Origin of the sequence: Thalassospira sp. (assembly GCF_040218635.1) — a bacterium.
GTDB lineage: Bacteria > Pseudomonadota > Alphaproteobacteria > Rhodospirillales > Thalassospiraceae > Thalassospira.
The window spans coordinates 105,509-132,268 of record NZ_JAVJRB010000002.1; the positions used below are offsets into that span (position 1 = coordinate 105,509).

Consider the following 26,760-nt stretch of genomic DNA (forward strand, 5'->3'; position numbering starts at 1 on the left):
CGGATTGTATTCAAGTCGTTACCGGCGGACATGAACCATGCCGCCGGTAAACCATCGTGCGATCAAAAGATCAGATCAAGCCCTGTGCGGTCAGATATTTGACCAGGGTGTCATAAACGCGCTGTGCGTCTTCTGAACGTGCTGCCACTTTTTCCCACTGGCTGGTGGCAATCTGGCGGAATTTGGCACGCTCTTCGGCAGACCAGTTATGGATGGTGACACCACCGTCTTTACGTGCGGCAGCAACAGCTTCCATGTCTTTCATCGCAAGACGTGCATCCATGTCATGGGCCAGATCACGGACCGACATTTCCAGGATGGCCTGGAGGTCTGCTGGCATGGAATCCCATTTGGTCTTGTTGATCGAAACTTCGAGCATCGGCATGGAGTGGAAGCCAGGATAGACCGGATGCTTTGCAATGTCATGCAGGCCCATCGCCTGGTTGGTCGAGAACACGGTCGCATCCGCGGCATCGATCACTTTTTTATCAAGCGAGGTAAAGACTTCGGACTGCGGGATATTCACAGGGGCTGCACCCGCTGCGGCAAATACCTGCTGTACCATGCCTTCTGGCGCGCGCATTTTAAGACCTTTAAGATCGGCAACACCATCAAGCGGTACGGACGATACAAAGGCTTCGAGGCCCGGGGTAACGGCACCGATGAACTGCAAACCACGTGGGTTCAAAAGGCTGTTCATCAGTTCTTTGCCACCGCCATATTCGACGAAACGCAGCATTTCAGATGGTGCAGACCATGCACCGACCGGGTTTGCGATCAGGCCAAAAGCCGGATCTTTACCGGTGAAATAGCTGGTGTCGGTGATGTGGCCGTCAAGAATACCCGCTGCAATGGCATCCTGTGTTTCGGCATGTTCAACGATCGAGTTGACCGGAAGCATTTCAACTTCAACACGGCCACCGGTCATAACGCCAACACGTTTGGCCCAGTCTTGTTCCAATTCAAAATTTGGAACGCCAGCAGAGTCACTCGACTGCATTTTAAGGGTGAATTCCTGCGCATTGGCCGAAAATGGCGCAACTGCGATCAGGCTGGCGATAAAGGTTGCTCCTGCGAGCGATTTAAGCGTCTTGGTCATTCGTCTTCTCCCTGGAATGCCGGTTCTCCGGCGGTCTTATCTTTGGTGATGGAAGATCCGTGATTTCCTTTGGCTGCCAAACGGGCGGCAACCGTGGACGCCACGGTGTCGATTGGGGCGTCAATCGAGACAGTCACGCAGTTCTCGTCCGGCCCCGGCGGTTCGAGGTCTGCTAGCTGGCTGTCAAGCAGTGTGGAGGGCATGAAATGTCCGACCCGGTTTTCAAGCCGTGTCAAGATCACCTCACGGGTGCCATCCAGATATACAAAGGTTACCGGGTTCAATTTCCGGCTTAAAAAATCGCGATAGCTGCGCTTAAGGGCAGAACAGGCGATAAAAACAGTATCTACACCTTGACCATTGTGGCCATTGTGATCATTGGCACGTGATGCGGCTTTTTGATGTGCGGCATCGGCAACGGCATCAAGCCAGGGCCAGCGCATGTCATCATTTAACGGCTGCCCGCGGCGCATATGTTCGACATTCTGAACTGGATGGTGATCGTCGGCATCAAGCCAAAGCGCGTTTGTGGCGTCTGCAACGCTGCGCACGATTTCGGTCTTTCCCGAACCCGAGACGCCCATGACCACGACATATCCGACCTGCCGATTCATAAAGATATTTCCACCCGTCTGTTTTTTTCAGGGCTGCTTTACGCTTTATTTCGCCCTGTTATTGTCGATGTTAGCGCTAACATAATGTTAGCGCTAACATCGAGTCAACAGCCTAATTCACAAGGGACTTGTCCATAAGCAGAAGACGTAATAAATGTAATGGCATGAGGAAACGCAAAGGGGCCGGGCGGCCGACTATTTCTGACGTTGCCGACAAGGCAGGGGTCAGTACCATTACGGTTTCACGTGCGTTGCGCGATCCGTCCAAGGTGTCTGATCATTTGCGCAGAAAAATCAACAATGCCGTGCGTAAACTTAATTATGTGCCGCATTCCCATGCAAGCGCACTGGCTTCAACGCGCTCCAACATTGTTGGCGTGATTGTGCCGTCGCTGACCAATAACGTGTTTGCCGATACGCTGCGCGCCATCTATGACGATTTCGATCAGGGTGTGTTTCAGGTCCAGTTGGGCAATTCACGCTATGTCGCGGATGAAGAAGAACGTCTGGTGCGTTCCTTCCTTGGTCAGGGCCCGTCGGCAATGATTGTTGCCGGGACCGATCAGACCGATGCCACCCGCGAATTGCTTGAAAATGCGGAATGTCCGGTGGTGCAGATCATGGATATCGGGGATGATCCGATTGACATGATGGTCGGGTTTTCACATTTCGATGGCGGGCGTGCCGCAGGGCACCACTTGGTGCAAAAGGGCTATAAACGCATCGGTTTCCTTGGTGCGCGAATGGATCCGCGGTCCCACCGCCGTCTTGAAGGCTTCAAAGAGGCAATGCGATCTGGCGGTCGCTATGACCCGGATTTGATCATGACAACCACCATTTCTTCGAGCGTGTCACTTGGCGCGGAATTGATCGGGCAGTTGCGCAAACGTCGCCCGGATCTGGATGCAGTGTTCTGCAACAATGATGACATGGCGCTTGGTGCCTTGTTCGGGTGTCAGAAGGCCGGGCTTTCTATTCCGGAAGATATGGGCATTGTCGGGTTTAATGATCTTGAAATGATGGCAGCGGCCTATCCGTCACTGACCTCTATCCGGACCGATCGTTATGCGATTGGCAAACGCGCAGCTGAAATGATCCGTGCTGTGCTGGATGGTGAAACCCTTGATGACAAAATTGTCGATCTCGGGTTTGAACTTCAGCAACGTGAAAGCACAACCCGCAGCCGGTGAAAAGTGTGCGTAGAGGGCTAAATGATCTGTAAGAGAATGATTGTGTGTACGATGGCGTCCCTTTTAGTGGCATGTCAGACGACTTCCGACGAAGTTAAGGAAGATCTGGTGGGTCCAAAGTGGCCTTACGCATGGTATTGGGAAGCAAAGAAAAAGGGGAACGGGACCGTCAGTAAATCGCTGGAGGCGATCACTTTTTCGGGTCTTGATTTCGTGACTATCAGGCACCGGCCCGTACCTCTTGAAGAGCCGCTGCCTTCAGATGTCGTCGCATTGGCCGAAAAGTATTGTTGGCGACTCGGCAAATATGCAGTTCTCAGAGATATTTCGCCACGATATTCCAGTTCCGCTGCATTTCTGTGCCTTACACAGGAGGAACTGGATAACTTCGTTCCGATGTAAGGGGCACAAGAATACATCTAAGCCAAGTGTTTTTATGGTGATGGAAAACGTGAGCTTAGTTCTGCAAGAATGTCACGCGGACCGGCAATTCTGATGCGCGTACCCGCGGTATCAAATTGTCGATCAAGGACATCAATTCCGTCCTGACCACAGGCCTGCTCAAGCGTTCCGGCATCGGAAAAGCTTGCAAAGAGTTCAGCCTCACCTTGCGGGATATAATCAATGATTTCCGCAAGATTGCAGACGGCATTGGCCGCCCCGCTATAGGCCCGCACCAACCCGCCGGTTCCCAGTTTTGTACCGCCGAAATACCGCGTCACAATCACCGCGACATTGATAAGATCACGACCCTGAAGAACTTTCAGGCACGGGACGCCTGATGTGCCCGATGGTTCGCCGTCATCCTTGCCATGTTCTATCAGCTGGTCCTGATCATTGAGGTAACGATAGGCGGTGACGTGATGATTGGCCTTGGGATGGAGGACGCGCAGTTCGCTAACCCGCTGTGCCAGATCGTCGTGAAAAACGAGCTCGGCCAGAAATCGCGATTTCTTTTCTTCGGTTTCGGCAAATACGGGGCGGGCGATGGTTTTCATGATTGGGTGATAGCAAAGCTTTGATTGCAACGCTAGTCAGTCACTGTTGGTTTACGTGGGTGCGTGCTTAAAGGGCTGCGAATTTTACCACAAGGATCACGCCAAAAATGATCAGCATGATCAGGACCACCTTGCGGAAGGTTTCGGCATCCATGCGGTTGCGGATATTGCTGCCAAGTTTGGTGCCCAGATAAACCGGGACCAGTCCGGCAAGTGATATCCAGACGGTTTCCCACGTCATCAGACCCATGCGCGTCAGGCCAAAGGCCATCACGATGCTTGAAAGACTAAACGAGATATTGATCGCCTGAATAAACCGTTTGGGATCAAGTCGCATGGACAACAAGAACGGCAGAACCGGCATGACTTGCGATCCGGTGATGCCATTGACCAGACCGGTGGCAAAGCCTGATACCGGGGCGATGCGCCGGGCGATCTTGTCCGAGATTGGCTTGCCATGGCGAAACAGCGTGATCGCGCCGTAATTCATCAAAACCAAACCCAGAACCGCACCGGCCAGAAGGCTGTCGACCATTTTAAGAACGGCAAGGCCGATCAGAAGGCCGGGAATGGTTGCCAGAAACATTGGCCAGAACCGGTTGACGGTTTCGCGGAAATGTCCGGCCTGCACCATGATAATCGAATTACTCACAAGTGACGGAATGATCACAAGCGGCATGCCTTCCTTTAATCCCAATCCAAGGGCAAGGATCGGCAAGGCCGATGTGGAAAATCCCAAGCCGGTTGCACCTTTGACAAAAGCGGCAACGAAATAGGCGCAGGCAATGATGGCAAGGGTTTCAGTCGACATCGGGGTTCCGGGGCGGTGATGGTGGGCGGGCGCAGTGTGCCTGCAAACAATCGATTGCGCAAATGGTCTGATGATTGTGCGGTCCCGGATTCGCACGTACTTATTTAGTATGAGGATTTAACGATCCCGGCACGGAACGACGTAAAGGGGGCGTTTGGGGTTGAATTTTGCGTGTAATTTTGGGTATTTGGCAAAAATTTGCGGGTTTTTCTTATCCATAAGTCGAGAAGGGGTGGAAATGCGATTGTAAAACCCGTATCAAGTTTGGCCCGGTTAAAAGACGGGACGTGCGGCGGGAGTCCGCTATAGAACTGGATTTGTGTTATAATGGCGGCATGATGATCAACATGCCGGATTGAGAGGAAGCAAATGAGCAAGAGCTGGAGCACTGATAGTTGGCGCAAACTGCCTGTAAAGCAGATGCCGACTTATCCGGATGCACAGGCCTTAGAGGCCGTAGAGCAAGAGCTCGGCAGCTATCCTCCTTTGGTGTTTGCTGGCGAGGCGCGTGCGCTTAAAGAGAAACTTGGTGCTGTTGCAGATGGCAAAGCCTTCCTGTTGCAGGGGGGCGATTGCGCCGAGAGCTTTAAAGAATTTCATCCCAACAACATCCGCGACACCTTTAAGGTGATGTTGCAGATGGCGGTTGTTTTGACCTATGGCGCAGCATGCCCGGTGGTCAAAGTTGGCCGTATGGCAGGCCAGTTTGCCAAGCCACGTTCATCTGATACCGAAACCATTGGCGGTGTCGAACTGCCAAGCTACCGCGGTGATAACATCAACGGGATCGAGTTCACCTCGGAAGCCCGTATTCCGGATCCGCAGCGCCAGATCCGTGCCTATAACCAGTCGGCATCGACGCTGAACCTTCTGCGCGCGTTCGCTCAGGGTGGTTTTGCCGACCTGAGCAAAATCCATCGCTGGAACCTGTCCTTTGTGGATGGCAGCCCGGCCGGTGAGCGTTACAGCAAAATGACCACCCAGATTGATGAAGCGGTTGCCTTCATGCAGGCCTGTGGCATTACCGCTGAAACCGCACCGCAAATGCGCGAGACGGATTTCTATACCTCGCACGAGGCGCTTTTGCTCGGTTATGAGCAGGCCCTGACCCGTCAGGACAGCTTGACCGGCGAATGGTATGACTGTTCGGCGCATATGCTTTGGATTGGTGATCGTACCCGTAATCTCGATGGTGCCCATGTTGAATTCATGCGCGGGGTTAAGAACCCGATTGGCATGAAATGTGGCCCGACCATGGATGAAGACGATCTGATCCGTCTGATCGATGCGCTTAACCCGGCCAACGAAGCAGGTCGTTTGACCCTGATTGCCCGCATGGGTGCAGACAAGGTCATGGATCATCTTCCGCGTCTGGTGCGTCGCGTCAAAGCAGAAGGCCGCAAGGTCGTCTGGTCTTGTGATCCGATGCATGGCAACACGATCAAAGCCGCCAACGGGTATAAAACCCGCCCGTTTGATTCGATCCTGTCGGAAGTCAAAACCTTCTTTGATGTCCATAAGGCCGAAGGTACCCATGCCGGTGGTGTTCATTTCGAGATGACCGGTACGGATGTGACCGAATGCATCGGCGGGGCACGTGAAGTGACCGAAGATGCGCTGTCGGATCGTTATCACACCCATTGCGACCCGCGCCTGAATGGCGGGCAGGCACTTGAGCTTGCCTTCCTGATGGCGGAAATGATCAAAAAAGAACGCGACAGCGTTCGCGCAGAGCAAATAGCTGCTTCTGCTTGATTGTTTTCGCGATTGCGAGTAATTAGCAACAAGGCGTCCGGGAAACCGGGCGCCTTTGTTCTTTTTGCATCGCAATTGGGGGTATGATGACCGCAGCAAGCAATTCCGTGACGATCCGCGACAATGGCGTGGATTTGACATTTTCGTTCGAAGACATGCTGCGTTATCACGGTCCGGGGTTTCCCGGCGGTGTTGCCCATGCCTTTAAGGTCATGCAGCGCGGTTTGACCGAACTTGCCAAATCCGGCCCGGTATCGCGCCGCGATATCCGCGTTGAGACCAGCTTTGGCGGACCGGGCGGACGTGATGCGTTTGAGCTGGTTACCCGTGGTGTTACCGAAGGCCGATATCGTGTCGATAAATCGCTTGGCGAACCTTTCCGCGACGGCACGCACCGCGAACGGTATTTTTTCCGGTTTGTTGAGAATGATCGCAAGGTTGAAATGGTTATTCGCGCCGGGCATGTCCGCGATGAGTTCATTGAACTGGGTGCTAAAGCAGATAAAACTGCCGAAGAAATCGCCCGCCACACGTATCTGAAACAGGAAATGGCAGACCGGTTGCTTGCCCTTCCGGCAGACGAAATTTACGACATTCTGTAATAACGTGGGCAAAACCGCGCTGAGACAAACCAAACCCCGCAGAAAAACACATGCCGCACGGTGCAATGGCCGTTGCGGCATGTTGCTGTTTAAGATGCGTCTTGATGAGATGCCTTTTGGAGGCATGTCAGGTCAAGACGCTGGCGCGCATCTTGGTTTTCCTAAATTAGTTGAACGAGTTTCTGTCGGAATTAAGGACAGTTTTTTGTCATTATAGAGGTGCCGCAGGGACGTTCTGACCGATATTCAAGGTCGCTTGATGTAAAAAACCTCTACCAAAGGGAACGAAATATTCTTAAGTATAAATAATTGCAGGGCATTCCCGCGTAAGCATGAAGGATATGAGGTCGCACGACGAATGGTGGACGAAGCCGATTTCTCTGAATGGCAAAAGAAGGTAGAGGGAACCAACATTTCCTCGACCACGCTATTGGCGACGGATTATCTGAACCATTTCAATGAGATCGTCATGCTTCTCGAAATGGTGCCAGACATGCCTGACATGATCGAGGACTGCAAGGAATGGGCCCCGAAAACCTATCAGGACCATTTCCGCGACAGTGCTTTTTCGGACAAGGAATTGGCGATTGAGGCGTATGAACATGTCCCGCCCCGATTCCGGCAGCCGTTTGAGGAAACGATAAACCACCTCAATACTATCGTTGCCCACGCCAACACCCAGCTTGACGCCATCATTGCCGATGGGAATGAGGAACTGCTGCGTGAAACGGCGCATGCCATCACGGTGTCGCTGCAAAAGTTCATGGATGTGGCCAGCGGGATTATTCACGGCTCAGCCAAAACCATGAGCCAGGAAGAAATTGATGCGGCACTTGCGCTGTAATACAATCCTAAGACTGTTTTAACCCCGAAATTTGCCCGCAAATTGCAGCATTGCCCATTCGGCAATTGACACCGCGCGGGGTGGCTCCTATTCCAACATCATGACAAAAATGCTTGCCATTGCGATTTCCCAACTTAACCCGATTGTCGGCGATGTAACCGGGAACCGGGACAAGGTTGTGGCTGCCTGGGAATCTGCGGCTGATCGGGCTGCGGATATCGTATTGTATTCTGAACTGGTTTTGTCGGGCTATCCGCCAGAAGACCTTGTGATGAAGCCTGCCTTCATGCGTCATCTGCATGAAGCGGTTGCGGTGATTTGCGAACATACCGCCAAACGCGATAATGGTCCTGCTTTGCTGTTGACCACTCCGTGGGAAATTGATGGTGTTCGCCATAATGCGGTTCTGTTGATTGAACAGGGCAAGATCGTATCTGTTCGTGCCAAGCAGGATTTGCCAAATTATGGCGTGTTTGATGAAAAGCGGGTCTTTGCTGCTGGCCCGATGCCCGATCCGATTTCGTTTAAAGGCGTCAAAGTTGGCGTTCCGATTTGTGAAGATGTCTGGACACCGAATGTGGTCGCCCATCTTGCCAATGCCGGGACCGAGATTTTCCTTGTCCCCAACGGATCACCGTTTGAAGCCGATAAGGGTGTTCTGCGCCGCAAACTGATCGAAGATCGGGTGCGCGAGTCCAAAATCCCGATGATCTATTGCAACGAAGTCGGCGGTCAGGACGAGCTTGTCTTTGATGGCGGATCGTTTGGCCTGAATGGCGATGGATCGCTTGCCGTGGCCCTGCCGGCCTTTGCCGAAGACGTGGTTGTGACCAACTGGGTTAAAGATGATGCGGGTAAATGGATTTGCGCATCGGACGCGCCGAAGGTCGATTATCCGTCCGGGCTTGATGCGATCTATCAAACCCTTGTTCTGGGCCTGCGCGATTATGTGAACAAAAACGGCTTCCCCGGTGTGGTCATTGGCATGTCGGGCGGGATCGATAGTGCACTTTCGGCGGCGGTTGCGGTGGATGCGCTGGGGTCTGATCGTGTGCGTCTGGTGATGATGCCATCGCCTTATACCTCGGCCGAAAGCCTTGAGGATGCGCAGATTTGTGCTGATATGCTTGAAACCGGTATTGAAAGCATCAATATCGGCCCGGCCATGGCGGCATTTGATCAGATGCTTGCCCCGGCCTTTGCCGGTCGTGATGCCGATATAGCTGAAGAAAACATTCAGGCCCGTTCACGCGGGATTATCCTGATGGGGCTTTCAAACAAGTTTGGCCACATGGTTCTTACGACCGGCAATAAATCGGAAATGTCGGTTGGCTATGCGACGCTGTATGGCGATATGTGCGGTGGCTATTCGGTTTTGAAAGACCTTTACAAGACGACTGTGTTCAACCTGTGCCATTGGCGCAATGAACATAAACCTGCCGGTGCCATGGGGCCTGATGGTATGGTGATCCCGGAACGGATTATCACCAAGCCACCCTCGGCTGAATTGCGCCCGGATCAGAAAGACGAAGATAGCCTGCCGCCTTATGACGTTCTTGATGATATTCTTCATCAGATGATTGAAGGTGAGCGGTCTGTTCGCGATATCGTGGATAGCGGTCATGATGAGGCCACGGTTCGCCGGGTCTGGCGTTTGCTGGATCGGGCAGAATATAAACGCCGTCAGGCGCCTCCCGGGGTTAAGATTACCCCGCGTGCCTTTGGCCGTGACCGTCGCTATCCGATCACCAATGGCTTCACGAATTTAGTGACCTGAAAAATATAGATATGACAAAACCTGTTCTTCGATTTGCGCCCAGCCCGACCGGGCTTCTTCACGTTGGTAACGCCCGTGTGGCCCTGATGAACTGGCTGTATGCCCGTAAATCAGGTGGCGAGTTTATCTTGCGCTTTGACGATACCGATCCGGTGCGTTCCAAAGACGAATATGTCGATGCCATTCGCGAAGACCTTGAATGGCTTGGCATTGATTGGGATCGCGAAGAACGTCAGTCGCTGCGTCAGGAAAAATATGACACGGCGATTGCGGGTCTGAAAAAGCGTGAATTGCTGTATCCATGCTACGAGACCGAAGGTGAATTGAACTGGAAACGCAAGGCGGCCCGTCAGCGTCACCAGCCTTTCATCTATGACCGTAAGGCATTGACCCTTTCAGATGATGAAATCGCTGCCCTTGAGGCCGAAGGCCGCAAACCGCATTGGCGTTTTCTTCTGACCGATGGCCTGGTTGAATGGGATGACCTTTCGCGTGGGGTATGTTCGTTCGATACCGAACATGTGTCTGATCCGGTTTTGATCCGCGAAGATGGGTCATTGCTGTATATGCTGGGCTCGGTTGTTGATGATCTTGAAATGGGTGTCACCCATATCATCCGCGGCGAAGATCATGTCACCAACACGGTTTCGCAGATCCTTTTGTATCTTGCGCTTGGCGGTAAGCCCGGTGCGCTTGAATTTGCCCATATGCCGCTTTTGGCGGGTCCGGGTGGATCGCAGCTTTCCAAACGTCTGGGCAGTCTGTCATTGCGTGAATTACGCAATGACGGGTTCGAGGTCGAAGCATTGGTTGGTCTTCTGACCGGTCTTGGGGCGTCTGATAAAATCGAACCGGCCAGCCTTTCGGATGTTTTGGCGAAATTTGATCTCGACCATTATGGTCGTTCGACGCCGAAATTCGATCCGGCAGAACTTGCCAGCCTGAATGAAAAAGTCGTTCATGAAATGTCGTTTGAGGCAGCCCAGCCCAAGCTGATTGCAGCAGGCATGGCAGATGCTGACGAGATGTTCTGGAACGCGGTGCGCGGCAATTGCTGGCGCGCATCCGAGGCACTGGAATGGTGGGATGTTATCCATCAGGCCGTGAACCCGGAAATTGACGACGAAGATGCCGAATTCCTGAAACAGGCTGCTGAATTGTTGCCAGAAGGTGATTTGGACGGAACCAGCTGGAAATCCTGGACCGGGGCGGTTAAAGACGCGACCGGTCGCAAGGGTAAGCAGCTTTTCATGCCGCTTCGCAAGGCGTTGACGGCGCGTGAACATGGTCCGGAAATGTCGACCATGCTGGTTCTGATCGGTGGGGATAAGGCCCGTAACCGGCTGTGTGGGAAGGCGGTCTAAGCATATCTGTTTTGATCGCCGAAAAATGCCTGCATCAATCCCATATCACAGCCAAACGGACAGTTATAATGAACAAGACCCTTCGTATATTTGACACGCTCACCCGCGAAAAGCAGGTGTTTGAGCCGATCAATTCTGATGACGTCCGCCTCTATGTCTGCGGACCGACGGTCTATGACTATGCCCATGTTGGCAATGCGCGTCCTGTTGTCGTGTTTGATACGCTGGTCCGCGTTCTGCGCCATATCTATCCAAAAGTGACCTATGTCCGCAACGTCACCGATGTCGATGACAAGATCAATGCCCGCGCCAAGGAGAGCGGCGAGCCGATTTCCGAAATCACCAAACGCACCCATCAGGCTTATCTTGATGACATGGGGGCGTTGAACGCGATTAAGCCGGATATCGAACCGCGTGCGACCGACCATATTCCTGAAATGATCGCCATGTGCGAAAGCCTGATCGAACAGGGTTTTGCCTATGCCGCCGAAGGCCACGTTCTGTTTGCCGTCGAAAAATTCGATGAATATGGCAAATTGTCGCGCCGTGACCGCAAGGAAATGATTGCCGGTGCGCGGGTTGAAGTTGCCCCGTATAAAAAAGACCCGGCGGACTTTGTTCTATGGAAACCGGCCGAAGATGACATGCCCGGTTGGGACAGCCCGTGGGGCCGTGGTCGTCCGGGTTGGCATATTGAATGCTCGGCCATGTCGACGCGTTATCTTGGCGAGAATTTTGACATTCATGGTGGCGGTTCGGATTTGGTGTTCCCGCACCATGAAAATGAACTGGCGCAAAGCTGCTGCGCCAATCAGGGGTCAAGTTATGCCAAATACTGGATGCATAACGGCCATCTGATGGTTGAAGGCGAAAAAATGTCCAAGTCCTTGGGCAATTTCGTCACCGTGCATGACTTGCTTGAAAACTGGTCGGGCGAGGCGATCCGTCTTGCGATGCTGGGAACCCATTATCATCAGCCGATCAACTGGACGGAAGATAACCTGCGTCAGGCCAAAGAGTCGCTTGACCGGTTCTATACCGCCCTTCGTCAAAGTGCCGATGTGACCCCGGAAAACGTTCCGGCACCGCGTGCGGTTCTTGAAGCATTGTGTGATGACCTAAATACGCCATTGGCGATTGCGGAATTCCACAATCTGGTGACGCGCCTGAACAAGTCTGAAAAGAAATACGAGCGTGCCGAAGCCAAGGGCGAAATTCTTGCTGCGGCCAAGCTGCTTGGCATTCTTGAAGCGGATCCGGAAGCATGGTTCACCGGCAGTGCCGATGAAGACGAAGCCGCCGAGATCGATGATTTGATCACGCAGCGTGCCGATGCCAAAAAGAACAAGGATTTCGCAACGGCGGACAAAATCCGCAATGATCTTTTGGCCCGTGGCATCCTGCTTGAGGACTTCAAAGAAGGTACGAGCTGGAAGCGCGTTTAAGTATCCGCTTTGCTTTTGAATTTAAAGGGCCGCAAGTGTTTTGCTTGCGGCCCTTTTCGTGTCTATGTCCCGTGATTTCATCCAAGATACACCAAAGGTTGCGCATGGGCAGATTTCTGCCCAATTCTTAATGGACTATCGATGACCATTGGCAAGACGCAACAATCAGGGTGCTCTCGACCATGTCTGACATTGACCGGCGAAAATTTCTGCAAGCCACAGCGGCCCTTGGCGCATTGGCAAGTTTTGGATTGGGGCGGGCCGCATCGGCGCAAGGTAAGTCGCCCGGGGATTTCCCTGATATCCTTCGTAAACCGATCCCATCGACGGGTGAAGAAATTCCGGCCATCGGGCTTGGCAGTTGGATCACTTTTAATGTCGGCAATGATCAGGTATTGCGTGATCAATGTGCCGATGTGATTTCGGCGTTTTTCGCGGCCGGTGGGCGGATGATTGATAGCTCCCCGATGTATGGTTCGGCGCAAGAAGTCATTGGCTATTGCCTTGATAAGCTTGGGGCCCGTGATCAGGTGTTTTCAACCGACAAGGTTTGGACATCCGGCGATGGTGTGGCGCAAATTGATCAGACACTTGCGCGGTGGCATATGCAAAAGTTTGATTTGTTGCAGGTCCATAATCTTTTGGGGATTACGGATAACTTGCGGCTGTTGTTCCGTCTGAAAGACGAGGGTTTGCTGCGCTATATCGGGGTGACCACATCGCACGGGCGACGCACTGATGATTTGATTGCGGTGATGAAAAACGAACGGCTTGATTTCGTTCAGGTCACTTACAATCCGATTGACCGTAAGGTCGAAGAATATCTGTTGCCGATGGCCTATGATCGCGGCATTGCGGTGATTGTGAACCGGCCATTTCGCGGGGGCAGTTTGACCGAACGGTTGGAAGGCGAACCTTTGCCGGAATTTGCTTCTGATCTGAAAGTGGAAAGCTGGGCGCAGCTTATTTTGAAATATCTGATTGCTCATCCATCGGTGACCTGTCCCATCCCGGCAACAACCAATCCGGGCCATGCGGCCGAAAACATGCGCGCGGCAACCGGATTCTTGCCCGATGATAAAATGCGTGAACAGATTGCCGCCGTGATTGGCGTTCTGGTTTAGGCAAAGCGATATGGGAAAGCAGGCATGAGTGAATGGTGGGATTACGGGCTGGCAGATTTACTGCTGTTCTCGCCACGGGTTTATTACCGGCTGTTTGAAACGCTTAACACCACATGGTGGCTGGTGGTTGCCAGTGCATTTGTTGCCGGGCTGATTGCCTTTGGTATGGCTTTGCGCCACGGGCATCGCGGCAACCGGGTGATTTTGGTGTTGCTGTCCCTGATCTGGGGGTGGGTGAGTTACGGTTTTCTGTGGCAATATTATATGCCGATCAATTGGGCGGTGCCCTATTTCCTGCCGGGCTTTGTCGCCGAAAGTGTCTTGCTTGCTGTGTTTGCCGCACGCCCCTTGCCACTTCGGTTTGGCTGGCGGGGGGATCTTTCATCCTATGTCGGTGTGGGATTAATGGTCTGCGCCTTTGTCCTCTATCCGTTCGCCGGATTGATTGAAGGCCGCAGTTTGATCCAGGCCGAATTGTTTGGCAGTGCAGCCGATCCGACAGCCCTTGGTACATTGGGTTTTGTTTTGATGGCGCGGGGTACTTGGCGTTGGTTGCTGTTACTCGTCCCTTTGATCTGGTGCGTTCTTAGCAGTGCGACCTTGTGGGTAATGGATCAGAATATCGCATTGGTGCCGCTGATTGCGGTGTGGGTAACGGTATTTTGCGGGTGGCTTGACCTTAAGAACGGCGTTACGACGCGGAAGCTTACCGAAGCTGAATTGGCGGATTAAGCGAACTGCCAAGGTTCAGGCACATTGCGCGAAAATTACCCTGTTATCTGGCATTCAAAACCCCACCTATGGTCTGGGTGCGCCTTCTTAAGCGCAGCGGAATTTCTGCTTTTGTCTAAAAAGTAGTGGAAACCCATCTGAATCAATGGTTTCGTGAATTTGCCTGCATATGTTTTCATCCTGCTTGATCACTGTGCAGCAAGTGAATTCATATCGTAGTGCTGTCGTGCATGAAAGGGCGGTCGATGATTAAGGTTTTGTCCAGTGTTTGGGCGCTTTTACTGGGCATCGTCCTGATCATGCTGGGCAATGGCATGCACTTTACCCTGATCGGTTTGCGCGGCGGGATCGAAGGATTTTCTCCGGCTGCACTAGCAATCGTAACGTCGGGTTATTTCGTTGGTTTTCTATCTGGCGCACGGTTGACGCCGGTCATGATCCGGCGTGTTGGCCATGTGCGCGTTTTTGCCGCATTAGGCAGTTTCATGTCGGCGGCCGTGATAACCTTGCCGCTACTGACCGAACCGTGGGCATGGACGATTTTGCGGGTTCTGGTCGGGTTTTGTATGTCGGGCATTTATGTGACAGCCGAAAGCTGGCTGAACGATGCATCGAGTAACGAGACCCGGGGTAAGGTCTTATCAGCCTATATGATTGCCCAGACATTGGGGCTGATCGGGGCGCAGGGACTGCTTACACTTGGCGATGCCGCGACTTCTGCACTTTTCATTGTGGCGTCCATTCTTGTTTCGGTTTCGTTTGCGCCGATCTTGCTGTCAGTGACAGCCGTTCCCGTCACAGAGGCCGCACGTCCGATGCCGTTGCGGCAACTTTTTTCCGATGCGCCGCTGAGTACCGTCGGGATTTTCCTTCTGGGATGTGTCTATGCGACGCAAACCGGGATGGCGGCTGTTTTCGGAACGCAGATTGATCTGAGTGCGGACCAGATTGCGATGTTTGTCGCGATGATGTTTGCCGGTGCCTTGCTCTTTCAATATCCGATCGGCTGGCTGTCGGACCGGATCGACCGGCGTAAGGTTATCTTCTATGCTGCCGTGATTGGTGCGTCTTCGTGCGGGATCGGCTGGTTTGCAGAAGATCGGTTTTGGTATTTGATGGCCGCTGCCTTTTTGGCCGGTGGGGTGACAGCGCCGCTTTACGCATTGTTTTTGGCCTATACCAATGATTTTCTATCGCTTGAAGACATGCCCGCCGCATCGGGTGGTCTTGTTCTGACCTTTGGTATTGGTGCGATCATGGGTCCGCTGATTGCAGGTTGGGCCATGCAACATTTCGGTCCCTTTGCCTTCTGGTTGGTGATTGGCGTGACATTCATTGGCATCGCCCTTTATGCGCTTTATCGGATGACCAAACGCGCAGCCCTTCCGGCCGAAGAAACCGAAAGCTATGTCGGTGTCTTGCCAACCGCATCGCCGATGGCGGTCGAAACAGCCGGTGTCTGGGCTGCAGAGCAGGCCGAAGCCGCAGCTGAAGAAGAAGCCGTCGAGGCCGAACAAGCTGAAGCCAAAGCCGATTCCGACGTTGCCAAGGAAGCGGAAACCAAGCCTTAAGCAGGCATTGCTGGCCTAGCGGCTAAACAGCAATCTGATCCCGACGACGGCAAAGAAGACACCAAGCAATCCATTGATCCAGCTTGCCGCCCGGCGATAAATCGAAATGGCCGGGGCGGTTGAAAAGGCTGTGGCATAAAGCAGATGAATGGACGTTGAAATCATCCCGCAACCAATGACAATCGCCGCCCCGACCCAAAGCGGTGCGCCGTCGCTAAACCCGATTGAAATGATCGCAATCCAGGTCAGGATGGCTTTCGGGTTGGTGAGATGAAGGGCAAGGCCGCGCAGGTAATAACCGCGTCCGGTGATTTGGCTGGCGTTCTCGGCAATGGTAGTGCTGTCGACTGCTGCTGGTTTGCGAAAGGCAGTCCGAAACGCCCGATACGCCATCCATAATAAATATAGTCCGCCAAAAATCCGAATGGCGGTCATGGCATCGGCATATGTGGCAAGAACGGCAGACAGTCCGGTCAGGGTTAAAAGACCGATGGAAAAAGATCCGGTGCCGATCCCCAAGGCAAAGCGTTGTCCGGCATGACGTCCGCGATCAAGCGAGACACCCATCAAGCCCAAAAGAGCGGGGCCGGGGCTGATTAACCCGACAAGCAGGGCAACATAGGACAGTAAAATTCCGGGCAGGTATTGTGTGAATTCGGCAAAGGGGATCATGGGGCGTATCTCCTGTGGTGGCAGGATTACCGTAAGCCAGCCAAGAAAATCTGTCGAGGCATACGAAAAAGCCCCGTCCAATCTGAACGGGGCTTTGATCACGGTGGCTCGTTTTGGAAATCAGGCGTCGTTTTCGGCCTCAGCCAAGACTTCATCACCCTGACGGGCGATTTCCGAAAGAGCCTGTTCAAAAACTTCTGACGGGTGGCCGCCGGAAATGGCGAACTTGCGGTTCACAACATATGTCGGAACCGAGCTGATGCCAGCATCGCCAAATTCGTCTTCTTCGGCGCGGACTTCCTGGGCGTATTCGTCACTGGCAAGAATTTCGGCCGCACGTTCGGGGGACAGGCCAACTTCTTCGACGGCACGTTTAAGAACGCCGTGATCGCCGGGATTTTCAGCATCCTGGAAATAGGCGGTAAACAGATTAAGCTGCAGTGCCGTTTGTTGGCCCGGTTCGCCTTCTTTGCCGGCCCAATAGATCAGGCGATGGGCGTCAAAGGTATTGTAGATGCGGCTGTCTGAACTGAAATGGATCGGGAAGCCTACATTTTCGCCCATCATGGTAATGCGCGCACGGTTGTCGGCACTCTGATCCGGGGACAGGCCGTATTTTTCTTTGATATGTTCGGCAAGATCCTGACCTTCTGGCGGCATATCACGGTTCAATTCGAACGGATGCCAGCGCAGGGTAACTTCGATCTCGTCATCAAGACGGCTGATGGCTTCTTCAAGGTTTTTGTAACCGATGATGCACCATGGGCAAACCACGTCCGAGACAATGTCGATCTGCAAAGGGATGGTGTTCGTCATTAGATTGCCTTGCGTTATGTAATTTCGTTCTGCCCCATCACATAATAGCTATGGCGGCAAACGCAAGAACAGATCGCTTTGCAATGTCAGAAAGGCAGAACCCGTTGGGGCTATGTCGAGAGAAGATGGGCGTCAGTTTGCATCATCCGGCGGTTGACGACGCGCATGGTCAACCATGTATTCGGCAAAGGTTTCAAGGATGGGGCAGGACCAGTCCGCACGGGTGCGGTTGCCATCACGTTCCCATTCACCATACCAACGTTCGTCGATATCGCGGAAAATCGTATAGTTGGCAAAGCGATCGGATGCGGTCCAGCAGTTTTTCCCGGTGCGTTCCCAGGTCAAGCCGGCAAGCATCATGACATCTACGCTGGTAGCGGCTTCTCGGGCCATCGTTGGTATCCTTAGACGGCAGCAAGGCTACTTGGGGGCTTCAATTTGTGGGACAGTAACCGTGCATTTTACAATGTATGGTAGAGTTAAGCATTGATAGGTAGGGGTTACAATCATTCAAGGGGACAGGTTAGCTATCCTAAAGATTGGGAAAGGAGGGGATAGGAGTGAAAAAAAGCGCGATTGAACCAATTTACGTAATGCTGTTGCGCTATGGGTACTTTTACGGCAATTTGCCAGACCCGCAGCGACCGGAACATGCCGGTTGCACCAGACGATCGATCAGTTGGAATGAATAATGTCAGACAAGCGCGTCTATCTCTATGACAGTACCTTACGCGATGGGCAGCAAACCCAGGGCGTGGATTTTTCGGCCGCGGACAAAACCGCGATTGCCAAGGCGCTGGACGAACTGTCGATTGACTATATTGAAGGTGGCTGGCCGGGGGCCAATCCAACCGATGATGCATTCTTTGCCAATCCGCCCAAACTGAAAAATTCCAAACTGACGGCATTTGGCATGACGCGCCGTACCGGGCGATCTGCCTCGAACGATCCGGGGCTTGCCAGTCTTGCGCAGAATGCGCCGATTGTTTGCATGGTCGGTAAAAGTTGGGATTTTCAGGTGACCGAGGCGCTCGGAATCGGGCTTGATGAAAATCTGGCGATGATTTCTGAATCCATCGCACATCTTGGAACCAAAGTTTCCGAAGTGATGTTTGATGCCGAACATTTCTTTGATGGCTATAAAGCCAACCGCGACTATGCATTATCAGCGATCAAATCGGCCTATGATGCCGGTGCGCGGTGGGTGGTTTTGTGTGACACCAATGGCGGCACACTGCCCGACGAGATTTTTGACATCGTCACCGATGTTTGCAGCCTGATCCCCGGAACCCATGTTGGTATCCATTGCCACAATGATACGGAAAACGCCGTTGCCAATTCGCTTGCGGCCGTCCGTGCCGGTGCGCGGCAAGTCCAGGGTACGTTAAATGGTCTGGGCGAACGTTGCGGCAATGCCAACCTGATTTCGATCATTCCGACCTTGATGATCAAGATGGGATATGACGTTGGCATCTCCAAAGAACAGCTTTTACATCTGCGCCGTATTTCGCATGTTCTGGACGAACGTCTGAACCGCGAACCATTGCGTCAGGCCGCCTATGTTGGCGATAGCGCTTTTGCCCATAAGGGCGGATTGCATGTATCGGCGGTCGAAAAGAACCCTGCCTGCTATGAGCATATCGAACCTGAACTGGTGGGCAATCAGCGCCATATTCTTGTTTCCGATCAGGCAGGACGGTCCAACATCCTTGCACGGTTCCGCGAAATCGGGGTTGAGGTCGATCCGAAATCCGATGCGGTTGGCAAATTGGTCGATGCGGTTAAACAGCGTGAGTTTGATGGTTACGCCTATGACGGTGCCGAAGCCAGTTTTGAGCTTTTGGCGCGCAAGGCACTGGGCGAACTTGATCGCTATTTCCGCGTAACATCGTTCCGCGTGATTGATGAACGTCGCTGGGTGGATGAACAGGACGAACAGGTCATCACCATGTCTGAGGCCACCGTTAAGGTCATTGTCGGCGATGATCAGTTTATGTCGGTTGCCGAAGGTAACGGCCCGGTCAACGCCCTTGATGCCGCCCTGCGCAAGGTGCTGGTTACGGTGCCGGAATACCGTGAAGCTGTCGAACAGATCGAACTGATTGACTATAAGGTCCGCATCATAACCCGTGGTGATGGCACACGTGCCGTGACCCGGGTTATGATCGAAAGCCGCGATAACGAAGGTAATAACTGGTCAACAGTTGGCGTTTCAACCAACATTATCGAGGCGTCCTATAACGCGCTTCGTGATTCCATTACATATAAGCTTTTCAAGTCCGGTGTCGGCAGCCAGCACGGTTAAGCGGTCATTGATTTGGTTCAGAGCAAAAGGGCGCGATTTGATCTGCGCCCTTTTGAGTGTTTAATCTATTGCAGTTCTCGCCCAAAGATCAGGAGAGACCTGCCAGTTTGAGGGCGTCAGCCCCAGCGGGAAAGCGTAGGCGGTCTGATGTGTCGTTGACAGCCAGCCAGACGGCATTGGCGACATCGCTTGCGGTCGTCATTTCATCGGCCTGCAGGTACGCTGCTAAAATATCCTGTGCAAAGGCCTTGTATGCTTCGGGGATTAGGCCATCCATCCGCGAACCGGTATTGGCCGAGAATTGTGTATCCGGACAATAGCCGGGCTGCACGAGTTTTACCCGGATATCAAAAGACTTTAATTCAAACTCAAGCGATGCGGTAAATCCTTCGATCGCGATTTTGCTTGCGCTATAGGCCGATACTAGCGGCATCGGTGCGAGCACTGCACTGGATGTCACATTAACGATGGTACCATTCTTCCGGGCTCGAAATTGCGGCAAGACTGCCTGAACCATGGCCATGGTGCCAAATGTATTGGTTTCGAATATGTCGCGTATGGTGCTCATGGGGGTGGCTTCAAAGGCTCCGAACAGCCCTATACCGGCATTATTGACCAATGCATCAATCGGGCCGCATGTTTCAATTGTTGCCGCGATTGACGGAGGGTCCGTAACATCAAGTGCAAGCACTTTGATCCTGTCTGATATCGGAAGGGCATCTTCGTTAGGTGTTCGCATGGTGGCGATGACGTTCCAGCCCTTGGCGTAAAAGAGGCTTGCGATTTCAAGGCCATAGCCTGATGAACAGCCGGTGATCAGTATTGTTGGCATTTTTTTTCCATAGTCATTTTGATGTTTCTCTGTAGATAGAAATATCAAAATTCTCAGGACTTTCTATAATAGGAGATCCATTTTTAATGAGAGTTAGTCCTGTTTTGAGCGATCCCCTTGTTGAGATCATTCGCCTGCTACAGCCAAACGCCGTTTTTTCCAAAGGGATCAGCGGCGCTGGAGTATGGGCAGTGCGCTATTCACCGTTTGGGTACCCGAGTTTCGGTGTTGTGATGGATGGCAGTTGTCTACTGACCGTGGATGGTCATGCAAGCATCCGGCTTGAAGTTGGCGACTTTATTCTGTTGCCAAAAACGCCAGCTTTTACAATGTCCGGGTTTGAGACGGTGGAACCTGAAATTCTTAGTTCTGAAGTTGCTGCGACCAAGAACGACGAGGTACGGCATGGTAGGCAGAATGGCCCGCCGGATGTTCGCCTGTTAGGTGGTTATTTTATCTTCAATTCGCCGGATGCTGCGTTGCTGACATCTTTGTTGCCGGGGCTTGTCCATTTGCGAGGTGTTGACCGGCTTCTGAAGTTGGTCTCGCTGATCGTTGAAGAGACCGGGGAATGGAAGCCCGGCCGGGAACTCGTGTTGTCGCGACTGGTTGAAATCCTGTTGATTGAGGCTCTGCGATCCTCACCGGGGAAGGATGCACCTCCTGGGTTGTTGAGGGGATTGGCAGATGAGCGGATTGTGTCGGCGCTACGTCAGATCCATGGAAACTTCGGCAGTTCATGGTCGATTGCAACTCTGGCGAAGGAAGCAGCACTTTCACGGTCAGCTTTCTTTGATCGATTTGCAAGGACGGTGGGGATGGCGCCGATGGAATATTTGCTCGCGTGGCGGATGGCTATTGCCAAGAGGGAGCTCGCAAAACGAGATTGCCGGGTTGCCGATGTTGCCGAACGGGTTGGATATGGCTCGGCAAGTGCGTTCAGTATTGCGTTTTCCCGACATGTCGGGCTTCCGCCGGGGCAATATGCGCGCGAATGCTGGATGGACCATGATAGCCTGAATGTCTGACAACGGATCGGGTTATAATCAGATGATTGCCAAGATTAGGAACTAGTCTTGCTGGTTGGCTTTTGCTAAAGAAGCGCCAATATTGACGGGCATGCCTGTAAACACATCTTATTTGACGACCGGAGAAACCACGCGATGAGCGATGCCATCGGCGCAGCACGCCCCGAAACCGGGGGTGTTGCCAATCCACCAGTGATCATTCTGATTGAACCGCAGCTTGGCGAGAATATCGGTAAGGCCGCGCGTGCGATGCTTAATTGCGGCTTGGTTGATCTGCGTCTTGTCCGCCCGCGCGATGGCTGGCCCAATGAACGGGCAACTGCAAATGCGGCCGGTGCCGATATTGTCATTGATAATGCCAAGGTGTTTGAAAGCGACGAAGAAGCGGTTGCGGATTTAAACCGCCTTTACATCACAACAGCGCGTACCCGCGATGCGATCAAGCCGGTCTTTACGCCCAAGGGCCTTGCCCCCGAACTGCGCAGTGTCGTTGCCAAGGGCGAAAAGGTTGGCGTGATGTTTGGTCCGGAACGCACCGGCGTTCGCAACGAACATATTGCCATGGGCGATGCGGTGGTGACCGTGCCGCTTAATCCCGGTTTTACATCCCTTAATCTGGCACAAGCGGTTCTTCTGATCGGCTATGAATGGTGGCAGGCCGGTGTGGATGTGCCTGATTATCAGATGTTGATGAATGATACTTTTCCGGCACGGAAAGAAGATATGGAACGCCTGTTTGAGCATCTTGAAGCCGAGCTTGATGCGTCCGGTTTTTACCGGGTGGCGGCCAAACGCCCGAACATGGCCCGCAATATCCGCAATATCTTTAACCGGTCCAACCTGACCCATCAGGAAGTCCAGACGCTGCGCGGGATGATCGTTGCGATGCGCGGTGGGAAATACAAACCCAAGGACTGATCCGCGCGACAGTGCCCGCGCTAAGTCGCCTGCAAAAAAAACAAACACCCGGCCTGCATGGCCGGGTGTCTTCGTCTGGGGACTTTGCAACAGGTTAAAGCCACGCAATGCCAGACGATTTGGTCAGATCTCTATGATCAGATATTTTGAGCAGACGAGTTAGCCCGGCAGAAGAACAGTGTCGACCACATGGATCACGCCATTGGACTGCATGACATTGGCGATGGTGACTTTTGACCACTGACCTTTGGCATCGACGATATAAAGAGCACCGTCTTTCATCTCCGCCGTGATCGTCCCACCCGAAGCGGTCGTCATTTTGTACATGCCGCCCATGGCCTTGGTTTTGTCCATCAGGTCGGCCGCGGTCATGGTGCCCGGCACCACGTGATAGGTCAGAATATTGGTCAGAGTTGCCTTGTTTTCAGGTTTCAGCAGGGTATCAACCGTGCCCGCAGGAAGTTTGTCAAAGGCTGCATTGGTAGGGGCAAAAACGGTGAAGGGCCCCGGGCTTGCCAACGTGTCGACCAGACCAGCAGCCGTAACGGCGGTGACCAGTGTTGTGTGATCGGCGGAATTTACCGCGTTCTCAACAATGTTTTTGGACGGATACATCGGGGCTCCCCCGACCATTACGGTTTTCTCGCCCGACATTGTGGTTTCGGATTTCATGTCATTTGCGCATGCGCCAAGCGTCAGGGCGATCGCCGAAGCGGCAAATACCATCATGGATTTCTTAATCATGGAAAACGTGTCCTTGTCAGTCTGCCTGCGTGGCGCATTGTTTTTATCTGCGCACTTTTGCCACGCAACCCGGTTTTCAAATTCGATCCCAAGAGCGGATTTCGTCATCGATAGTTCCTGTTTTCGTGCGCGTTACGGATGAAGCTACGCACAAGAGCGCCATCGGGTTTCAGCAGGGATGATGTTTTTTTGCCAAAGGGTTATGGATCGGCAACCGGCCGATTGCGCAAATGCGGCGGGGCGGGCATCGCGGTGATCGCGTGTAAATCAGCGCAGAGTGGCAGAAATGCAGGGCTTGCATGCAGGCATTAGCGGGCGATTAATGTTTGACTCTTGGTCAATCATCTCTATATTGCGCCTCACTTCCGAGAAAGCGGGTCGAAACAGGTGTTTTCGTCCCCGTTCCTTATGTCCGGCTTTTGGGTGTTTGGAAACTATCGGGACAATAAAGCGATTTTAAAAAAGAGAGTTACAAAATGTCGAAACGTATTGCTGCAAAGCATAAGATTGACCGCCGCCTTGGTGTGAACCTTTGGGGCCGTGCAAAATCGCCGCTGAACAAGCGCGAATATGCACCGGGCATGCACGGCGCAACCCGCCGTAAAAAGCCGACCGATTATGGTACCCAGCTGTTCGCTAAACAGCAGCTTAAAGGCTACTACGGTTCCATCTCCGAGAAACAGTTCCTGCGTTATTACAAAGAAGCACAGCGCCGTCCGGGCGATACTTCTGAAACGCTGGTCGGTATTCTCGAGACCCGTCTCGATGCCGTTATCTACCGCATGAAATTCGTTCCGACCGTTTTCGCAGCGCGTCAGTTCGTTAACCACGGCCACATTCTTGTCAATGGCAAGAAAGTTACCATTCCTTCTTTCCTCGTCAAAGAAGGCGACGTTGTTGAAGTCAAACCGGCTTCGCGCGAAGTGCCAATGGTTATGGAAGCTGCCAACCTGAACGAACGCGATGTTCCGGAATATCTCGACGTTGACGCGAAGGCCTTCAAAGGCACCTTCGTTCGCGTACCGAAATTCGCAGAAATTCCTTACCCGGTTGTTATGCAGCCGAACCTGGTTGTGGAATTCTACTCGCGTTAATCCACCTTCGGATTTCGCGACGACCATACAAAACGCCCGCTGGAAACAGCGGGCGTTTTTGTTTGTCCACATGCCAGATTTGACCCATTCGGGAATGCGGCAAGTGCGCCCTCGGCACAGCTTGGGGGTGGTGGAGGATTGATGCGCATGTGCTACTGCCGCCCAGCATTAATCCCCACAGGCCGAACAAATCAAAACCCCCGATTCGATGATGCATCGGGGGTTTTGTCTTTGGTCTAGGTCGCTCAAACCAGCTTGGCAGGTTATTTCGGCTGATTGAGTTGCTCGGACGCCTGTTGGGCGGCGGCAGCGACGGCTTCCTGTTTTTGTTCGGGCGTTGCGTCTGCTGGTACGTCGACCTTGACGTTGCGCGATGCCATCTGGATGCCGTTTTCTTTGAACATCGCCAGAACGCTTTGATAGACGGTTTTACGGATGGTGAATTGTTCGCCCGGTTTGGAGGTGAATTTTAACCCGATCACCATGTTGAATTCTTCCATCCGGCGCACGCCTTGCGATTTCAGCGGTTCGATGAAGCTATCACCAATCAGCGGATCATTGAGCAGATCAGCAGACAGCTTTTTGATCAGCTTTTTGATCTTGTTAACATCGGTGTCAAACGGAACACGGAATTCCAGTTTAAGAATGACCCAGTCGCGGCTGTGATTGACGATGGATTTGATTTCGCCAAAGGGCACCGTTTGAAGCGGGCCACGGTGATGGCGCAGCTGCATTGACCGGATCGAGATATTTTCAACCCGACCCCGCAGGTTTTCAACTTCGATATATTCGCCAATGCGGAACGCGTCATCAAGCAGGAAGAAAACCCCCGCTACAACGTCACGCACCAATGCCTGACTGCCAAAGCCAAGGGCCAAGCCAACAACACCTGCACCGGCGATCAGCGGGCCGATATCAACGCCAAGGGATGACAGGGTGACCATGGCAACCATGATAACAATCACGGTCAATGAGAAGTTTTTAAGCAGCGGCAACAGCGTTTCAATCCGCGACAGGCCCGATCCGCCGCCTTCATCGCCAGCATTGCCCTGATTGGTGGCATCCATGCGTTCATCAAGAAACGCCTTGATCAGCGACCAGATCAAATCGGCGATCAACAGGATCATGATGATTTCGGTCGACGCATCAATGATCCGCGCAATGATCCCGGCATCTTCGGCCAGGGCAAGGCGGTCAAACCCCCAGATACGCCACATGCTTGCCAACACAAACACAAGTGCCAAAAGGCGCACGCCACGTTTTAGGACCTTGGTAAAGACCGGAAGTTTGGGTTTTACCGGTTCATAAACGTCATCGGTTTCAGCAGCAGCCGCTTGGGCGATTACGTTTTGTTCGGCGGCCTTCTGTTCGGCGATTTCGGCCTTTTTACGGTGCTGGGCTTCTATGATGTTGCGGAAAATCACATCAAACAAACAGGCGACACCAATGGCCAGAAGTGCCTTTAGCACGCGTTCTGCGCCAATGATGGCAACCCCGCCCAACAGGACAAGCCATGTGCAGACAATGATCGGCCAGAGGCGGGAAATCGATGTTGGCAGGGCAATGGTTTCAACCATATCGCCTGCGTGATGGGTTCTAAAGAACCGGCCAAGCCATACGGTGGCGACACAAAATGCGACGACCGAAATGACAACCGCATGATCAAACAGGATGATGTCGCCAAGCACCATGGTCGGTGCAGCACTAAACACGCCCGCCAGACCAAAGGAAAACAGCGAAATGCCTGCAGCCCAGGTCAGGCTTTTGGTCAGGGCATTGGCCGCATCAGGGGAAACATTGATCATGCGCAATCCTTCGGCCTTTGGCGCGAACAGGAATTGCAACGCGATCATTAGAACGCGCAAGGCGAAGAATGCCATTAGAAGCGACATAATCGCCGTTTTAATGATCGGCGGCCAATCAAAGATCAGGAACGTTCCGACCGAGCCAATGGCAAACACCACCAGCGAGAGCAGCGAAAGCACACACAGCAACAGCATGTGTTTCAGGCGGGATGAGAATTTTTGCGGAGACTGGGCTTCAAGATGGGCGCACATCGGTGCGGCAAGCCGACGATAGACAATCTCGGCAATAATGCCAACGCCAACAAAAATCGCGGTAAACAGGATGACCCGCATCAGGCCGGTTTTACCGACGTCCGAGGACATGAAGTCAAGTGTTGCGTCCACCTCGGCAGGGAATGCTTCAAGGCCGGTCAAGGTCAGTTCTATGCGCGCCTTGGTACGATTAATGCCCTCATCAAGGAAACCATAATAGCTGAATGTATCGGCAACGACATCGTCGGCCGGGGCTGCTGTGTCCGTAGCCGCCGGATCATCGTTCCCGGCTGCTGTCATGGCGGCAACCGCAGCCAATTGCGCGTGGGCCGGTGCTGCTGGCGTCATGATGCATGCTGCGAACAACC

General features: G+C 53.0%; 24 protein-coding genes. 14 read left to right on the forward strand and 10 right to left on the reverse strand.

The genetic code is table 11. The annotated features are described in order from the left end of the window. Positions 1-70: 70 nt before the first annotated feature. Both RIC05_RS01115 and RIC05_RS01120 read right to left on the reverse strand, forming a co-directional pair. Entirely contained in the window at positions 71-1,099 is a 1,029-nt protein-coding gene (locus RIC05_RS01115; protein WP_350047973.1) for a TRAP transporter substrate-binding protein, read from the reverse strand. Next, positions 1,096-1,713 carry a gluconokinase gene (locus RIC05_RS01120; RefSeq protein WP_350047975.1) on the reverse strand — a complete coding sequence of 206 codons (618 nt, stop codon included), beginning with the start codon at positions 1,711-1,713 and terminating at the stop codon, positions 1,096-1,098. Before RIC05_RS01120 ends, RIC05_RS01115 begins: the two co-directional genes overlap by 4 nt. 164 nt (positions 1,714-1,877) lie before the next feature. Between RIC05_RS01120 and gntR the strand changes: the two genes are divergently transcribed. Next, entirely contained in the window at positions 1,878-2,903 is a 1,026-nt protein-coding gene (gene gntR, locus RIC05_RS01125; protein WP_350047977.1) for an HTH-type transcriptional regulator GntR, read from the forward strand. A gap of 434 nt (positions 2,904-3,337) precedes the next feature. Here the strand turns inward: gntR and RIC05_RS01130 are convergent, their stop codons facing one another. After that, complete coding sequence (locus RIC05_RS01130) at positions 3,338-3,901, reverse strand: IMPACT family protein (RefSeq protein ID WP_350047979.1); 564 nt, start codon at positions 3,899-3,901, stop codon at positions 3,338-3,340. Between the two features lie 67 nt (positions 3,902-3,968). Then, positions 3,969-4,712, reverse strand: a complete 744-nt coding sequence (locus RIC05_RS01135) for a sulfite exporter TauE/SafE family protein (protein ID WP_350047981.1) — start codon at positions 4,710-4,712, stop codon at positions 3,969-3,971. A 369-nt stretch (positions 4,713-5,081) separates the two neighbouring features. Here RIC05_RS01135 and RIC05_RS01140 point away from each other — a divergent pair, with 369 nt between their 5' ends. The 9 genes from RIC05_RS01140 to RIC05_RS01180 all read left to right on the forward strand — a co-directional run bounded on the left by RIC05_RS01140 (position 5,082) and on the right by RIC05_RS01180 (position 15,926). Beyond that, positions 5,082-6,467: a class II 3-deoxy-7-phosphoheptulonate synthase gene (locus RIC05_RS01140; RefSeq protein WP_350047983.1), complete on the forward strand. Its 1,386-nt coding sequence runs from the start codon at positions 5,082-5,084 to the stop codon at positions 6,465-6,467. An 86-nt stretch (positions 6,468-6,553) separates the two neighbouring features. Further along, positions 6,554-7,069, forward strand: a complete 516-nt coding sequence (locus tag RIC05_RS01145; RefSeq protein ID WP_350047985.1) for a hypothetical protein — start codon at positions 6,554-6,556, stop codon at positions 7,067-7,069. 358 nt (positions 7,070-7,427) lie between these two features. Then, positions 7,428-7,913: a hypothetical protein gene (locus RIC05_RS01150; RefSeq protein WP_350047987.1), complete on the forward strand. Its 486-nt coding sequence runs from the start codon at positions 7,428-7,430 to the stop codon at positions 7,911-7,913. Positions 7,914-8,013: 100 nt separating this feature from the next. Next, complete coding sequence (locus RIC05_RS01155; RefSeq protein ID WP_350047989.1) at positions 8,014-9,690, forward strand: NAD+ synthase; 1,677 nt, start codon at positions 8,014-8,016, stop codon at positions 9,688-9,690. 11 nt (positions 9,691-9,701) lie between these two features. Beyond that, complete coding sequence (locus RIC05_RS01160; protein WP_350047990.1) at positions 9,702-11,054, forward strand: glutamate--tRNA ligase; 1,353 nt, start codon at positions 9,702-9,704, stop codon at positions 11,052-11,054. A gap of 68 nt (positions 11,055-11,122) precedes the next feature. Further along, entirely contained in the window at positions 11,123-12,499 is a 1,377-nt protein-coding gene (gene cysS, locus RIC05_RS01165; RefSeq protein WP_350047992.1) for a cysteine--tRNA ligase, read from the forward strand. A gap of 182 nt (positions 12,500-12,681) precedes the next feature. Beyond that, positions 12,682-13,623 carry an aldo/keto reductase gene (locus tag RIC05_RS01170; protein WP_350047994.1) on the forward strand — a complete coding sequence of 314 codons (942 nt, stop codon included), beginning with the start codon at positions 12,682-12,684 and terminating at the stop codon, positions 13,621-13,623. Positions 13,624-13,647: 24 nt separating this feature from the next. Then, positions 13,648-14,355, forward strand: a complete 708-nt coding sequence (locus RIC05_RS01175) for a hypothetical protein (protein ID WP_350047996.1) — start codon at positions 13,648-13,650, stop codon at positions 14,353-14,355. Between the two features lie 245 nt (positions 14,356-14,600). Continuing rightward, positions 14,601-15,926 carry an MFS transporter gene (locus tag RIC05_RS01180; protein WP_350047998.1) on the forward strand — a complete coding sequence of 442 codons (1,326 nt, stop codon included), beginning with the start codon at positions 14,601-14,603 and terminating at the stop codon, positions 15,924-15,926. A 15-nt stretch (positions 15,927-15,941) separates the two neighbouring features. On the opposite strand, the gene RIC05_RS01185 is transcribed toward RIC05_RS01180, so the two are convergent. The 3 genes from RIC05_RS01185 to RIC05_RS01195 form a co-directional block, all read right to left on the reverse strand. After that, positions 15,942-16,598 (reverse strand): LysE family translocator, encoded by a 657-nt coding sequence (locus RIC05_RS01185; protein WP_350048000.1) that lies wholly within the window; start codon positions 16,596-16,598, stop codon positions 15,942-15,944. Between the two features lie 120 nt (positions 16,599-16,718). Beyond that, a complete protein-coding gene (locus RIC05_RS01190) occupies positions 16,719-17,414 on the reverse strand; it encodes a DsbA family oxidoreductase (RefSeq protein ID WP_350048002.1) in 696 nt (231 codons plus the stop codon). A 132-nt stretch (positions 17,415-17,546) separates the two neighbouring features. After that, positions 17,547-17,807, reverse strand: coding sequence for a hypothetical protein (locus RIC05_RS01195; RefSeq protein WP_350042494.1), 261 nt, complete (start codon positions 17,805-17,807; stop codon positions 17,547-17,549). 298 nt (positions 17,808-18,105) lie between these two features. Here RIC05_RS01195 and cimA point away from each other — a divergent pair, with 298 nt between their 5' ends. Beyond that, on the forward strand, positions 18,106-19,719 hold the full coding sequence (gene cimA, locus RIC05_RS01200) for a citramalate synthase (protein ID WP_350042495.1): 1,614 nt from the start codon (positions 18,106-18,108) through the stop codon (positions 19,717-19,719). A gap of 88 nt (positions 19,720-19,807) precedes the next feature. Here the strand turns inward: cimA and RIC05_RS01205 are convergent, their stop codons facing one another. Next, positions 19,808-20,551 (reverse strand): SDR family oxidoreductase, encoded by a 744-nt coding sequence (locus RIC05_RS01205; RefSeq protein WP_350048004.1) that lies wholly within the window; start codon positions 20,549-20,551, stop codon positions 19,808-19,810. 86 nt (positions 20,552-20,637) lie between these two features. On the opposite strand from RIC05_RS01205, the gene RIC05_RS01210 reads away from it, so the two are divergent. Both RIC05_RS01210 and RIC05_RS01215 read left to right on the forward strand, forming a co-directional pair. Next, a complete protein-coding gene (locus tag RIC05_RS01210) occupies positions 20,638-21,579 on the forward strand; it encodes an AraC family transcriptional regulator (RefSeq protein ID WP_350048006.1) in 942 nt (313 codons plus the stop codon). A gap of 135 nt (positions 21,580-21,714) precedes the next feature. Continuing rightward, on the forward strand, positions 21,715-22,497 hold the full coding sequence (locus RIC05_RS01215; protein WP_350048008.1) for an RNA methyltransferase: 783 nt from the start codon (positions 21,715-21,717) through the stop codon (positions 22,495-22,497). 159 nt (positions 22,498-22,656) lie between these two features. Here the strand turns inward: RIC05_RS01215 and RIC05_RS01220 are convergent, their stop codons facing one another. Further along, complete coding sequence (locus RIC05_RS01220) at positions 22,657-23,349, reverse strand: fasciclin domain-containing protein (protein WP_350048009.1); 693 nt, start codon at positions 23,347-23,349, stop codon at positions 22,657-22,659. Positions 23,350-23,717: 368 nt separating this feature from the next. Between RIC05_RS01220 and rpsD the strand changes: the two genes are divergently transcribed. Next, positions 23,718-24,335, forward strand: a complete 618-nt coding sequence (gene rpsD / locus RIC05_RS01225; protein ID WP_350042498.1) for a 30S ribosomal protein S4 — start codon at positions 23,718-23,720, stop codon at positions 24,333-24,335. 263 nt (positions 24,336-24,598) lie between these two features. On the opposite strand, the gene RIC05_RS01230 is transcribed toward rpsD, so the two are convergent. Continuing rightward, positions 24,599-26,740 carry a mechanosensitive ion channel family protein gene (locus tag RIC05_RS01230; protein ID WP_350048011.1) on the reverse strand — a complete coding sequence of 714 codons (2,142 nt, stop codon included), beginning with the start codon at positions 26,738-26,740 and terminating at the stop codon, positions 24,599-24,601. Between the last annotated feature and the right edge of the window lie 20 nt (positions 26,741-26,760).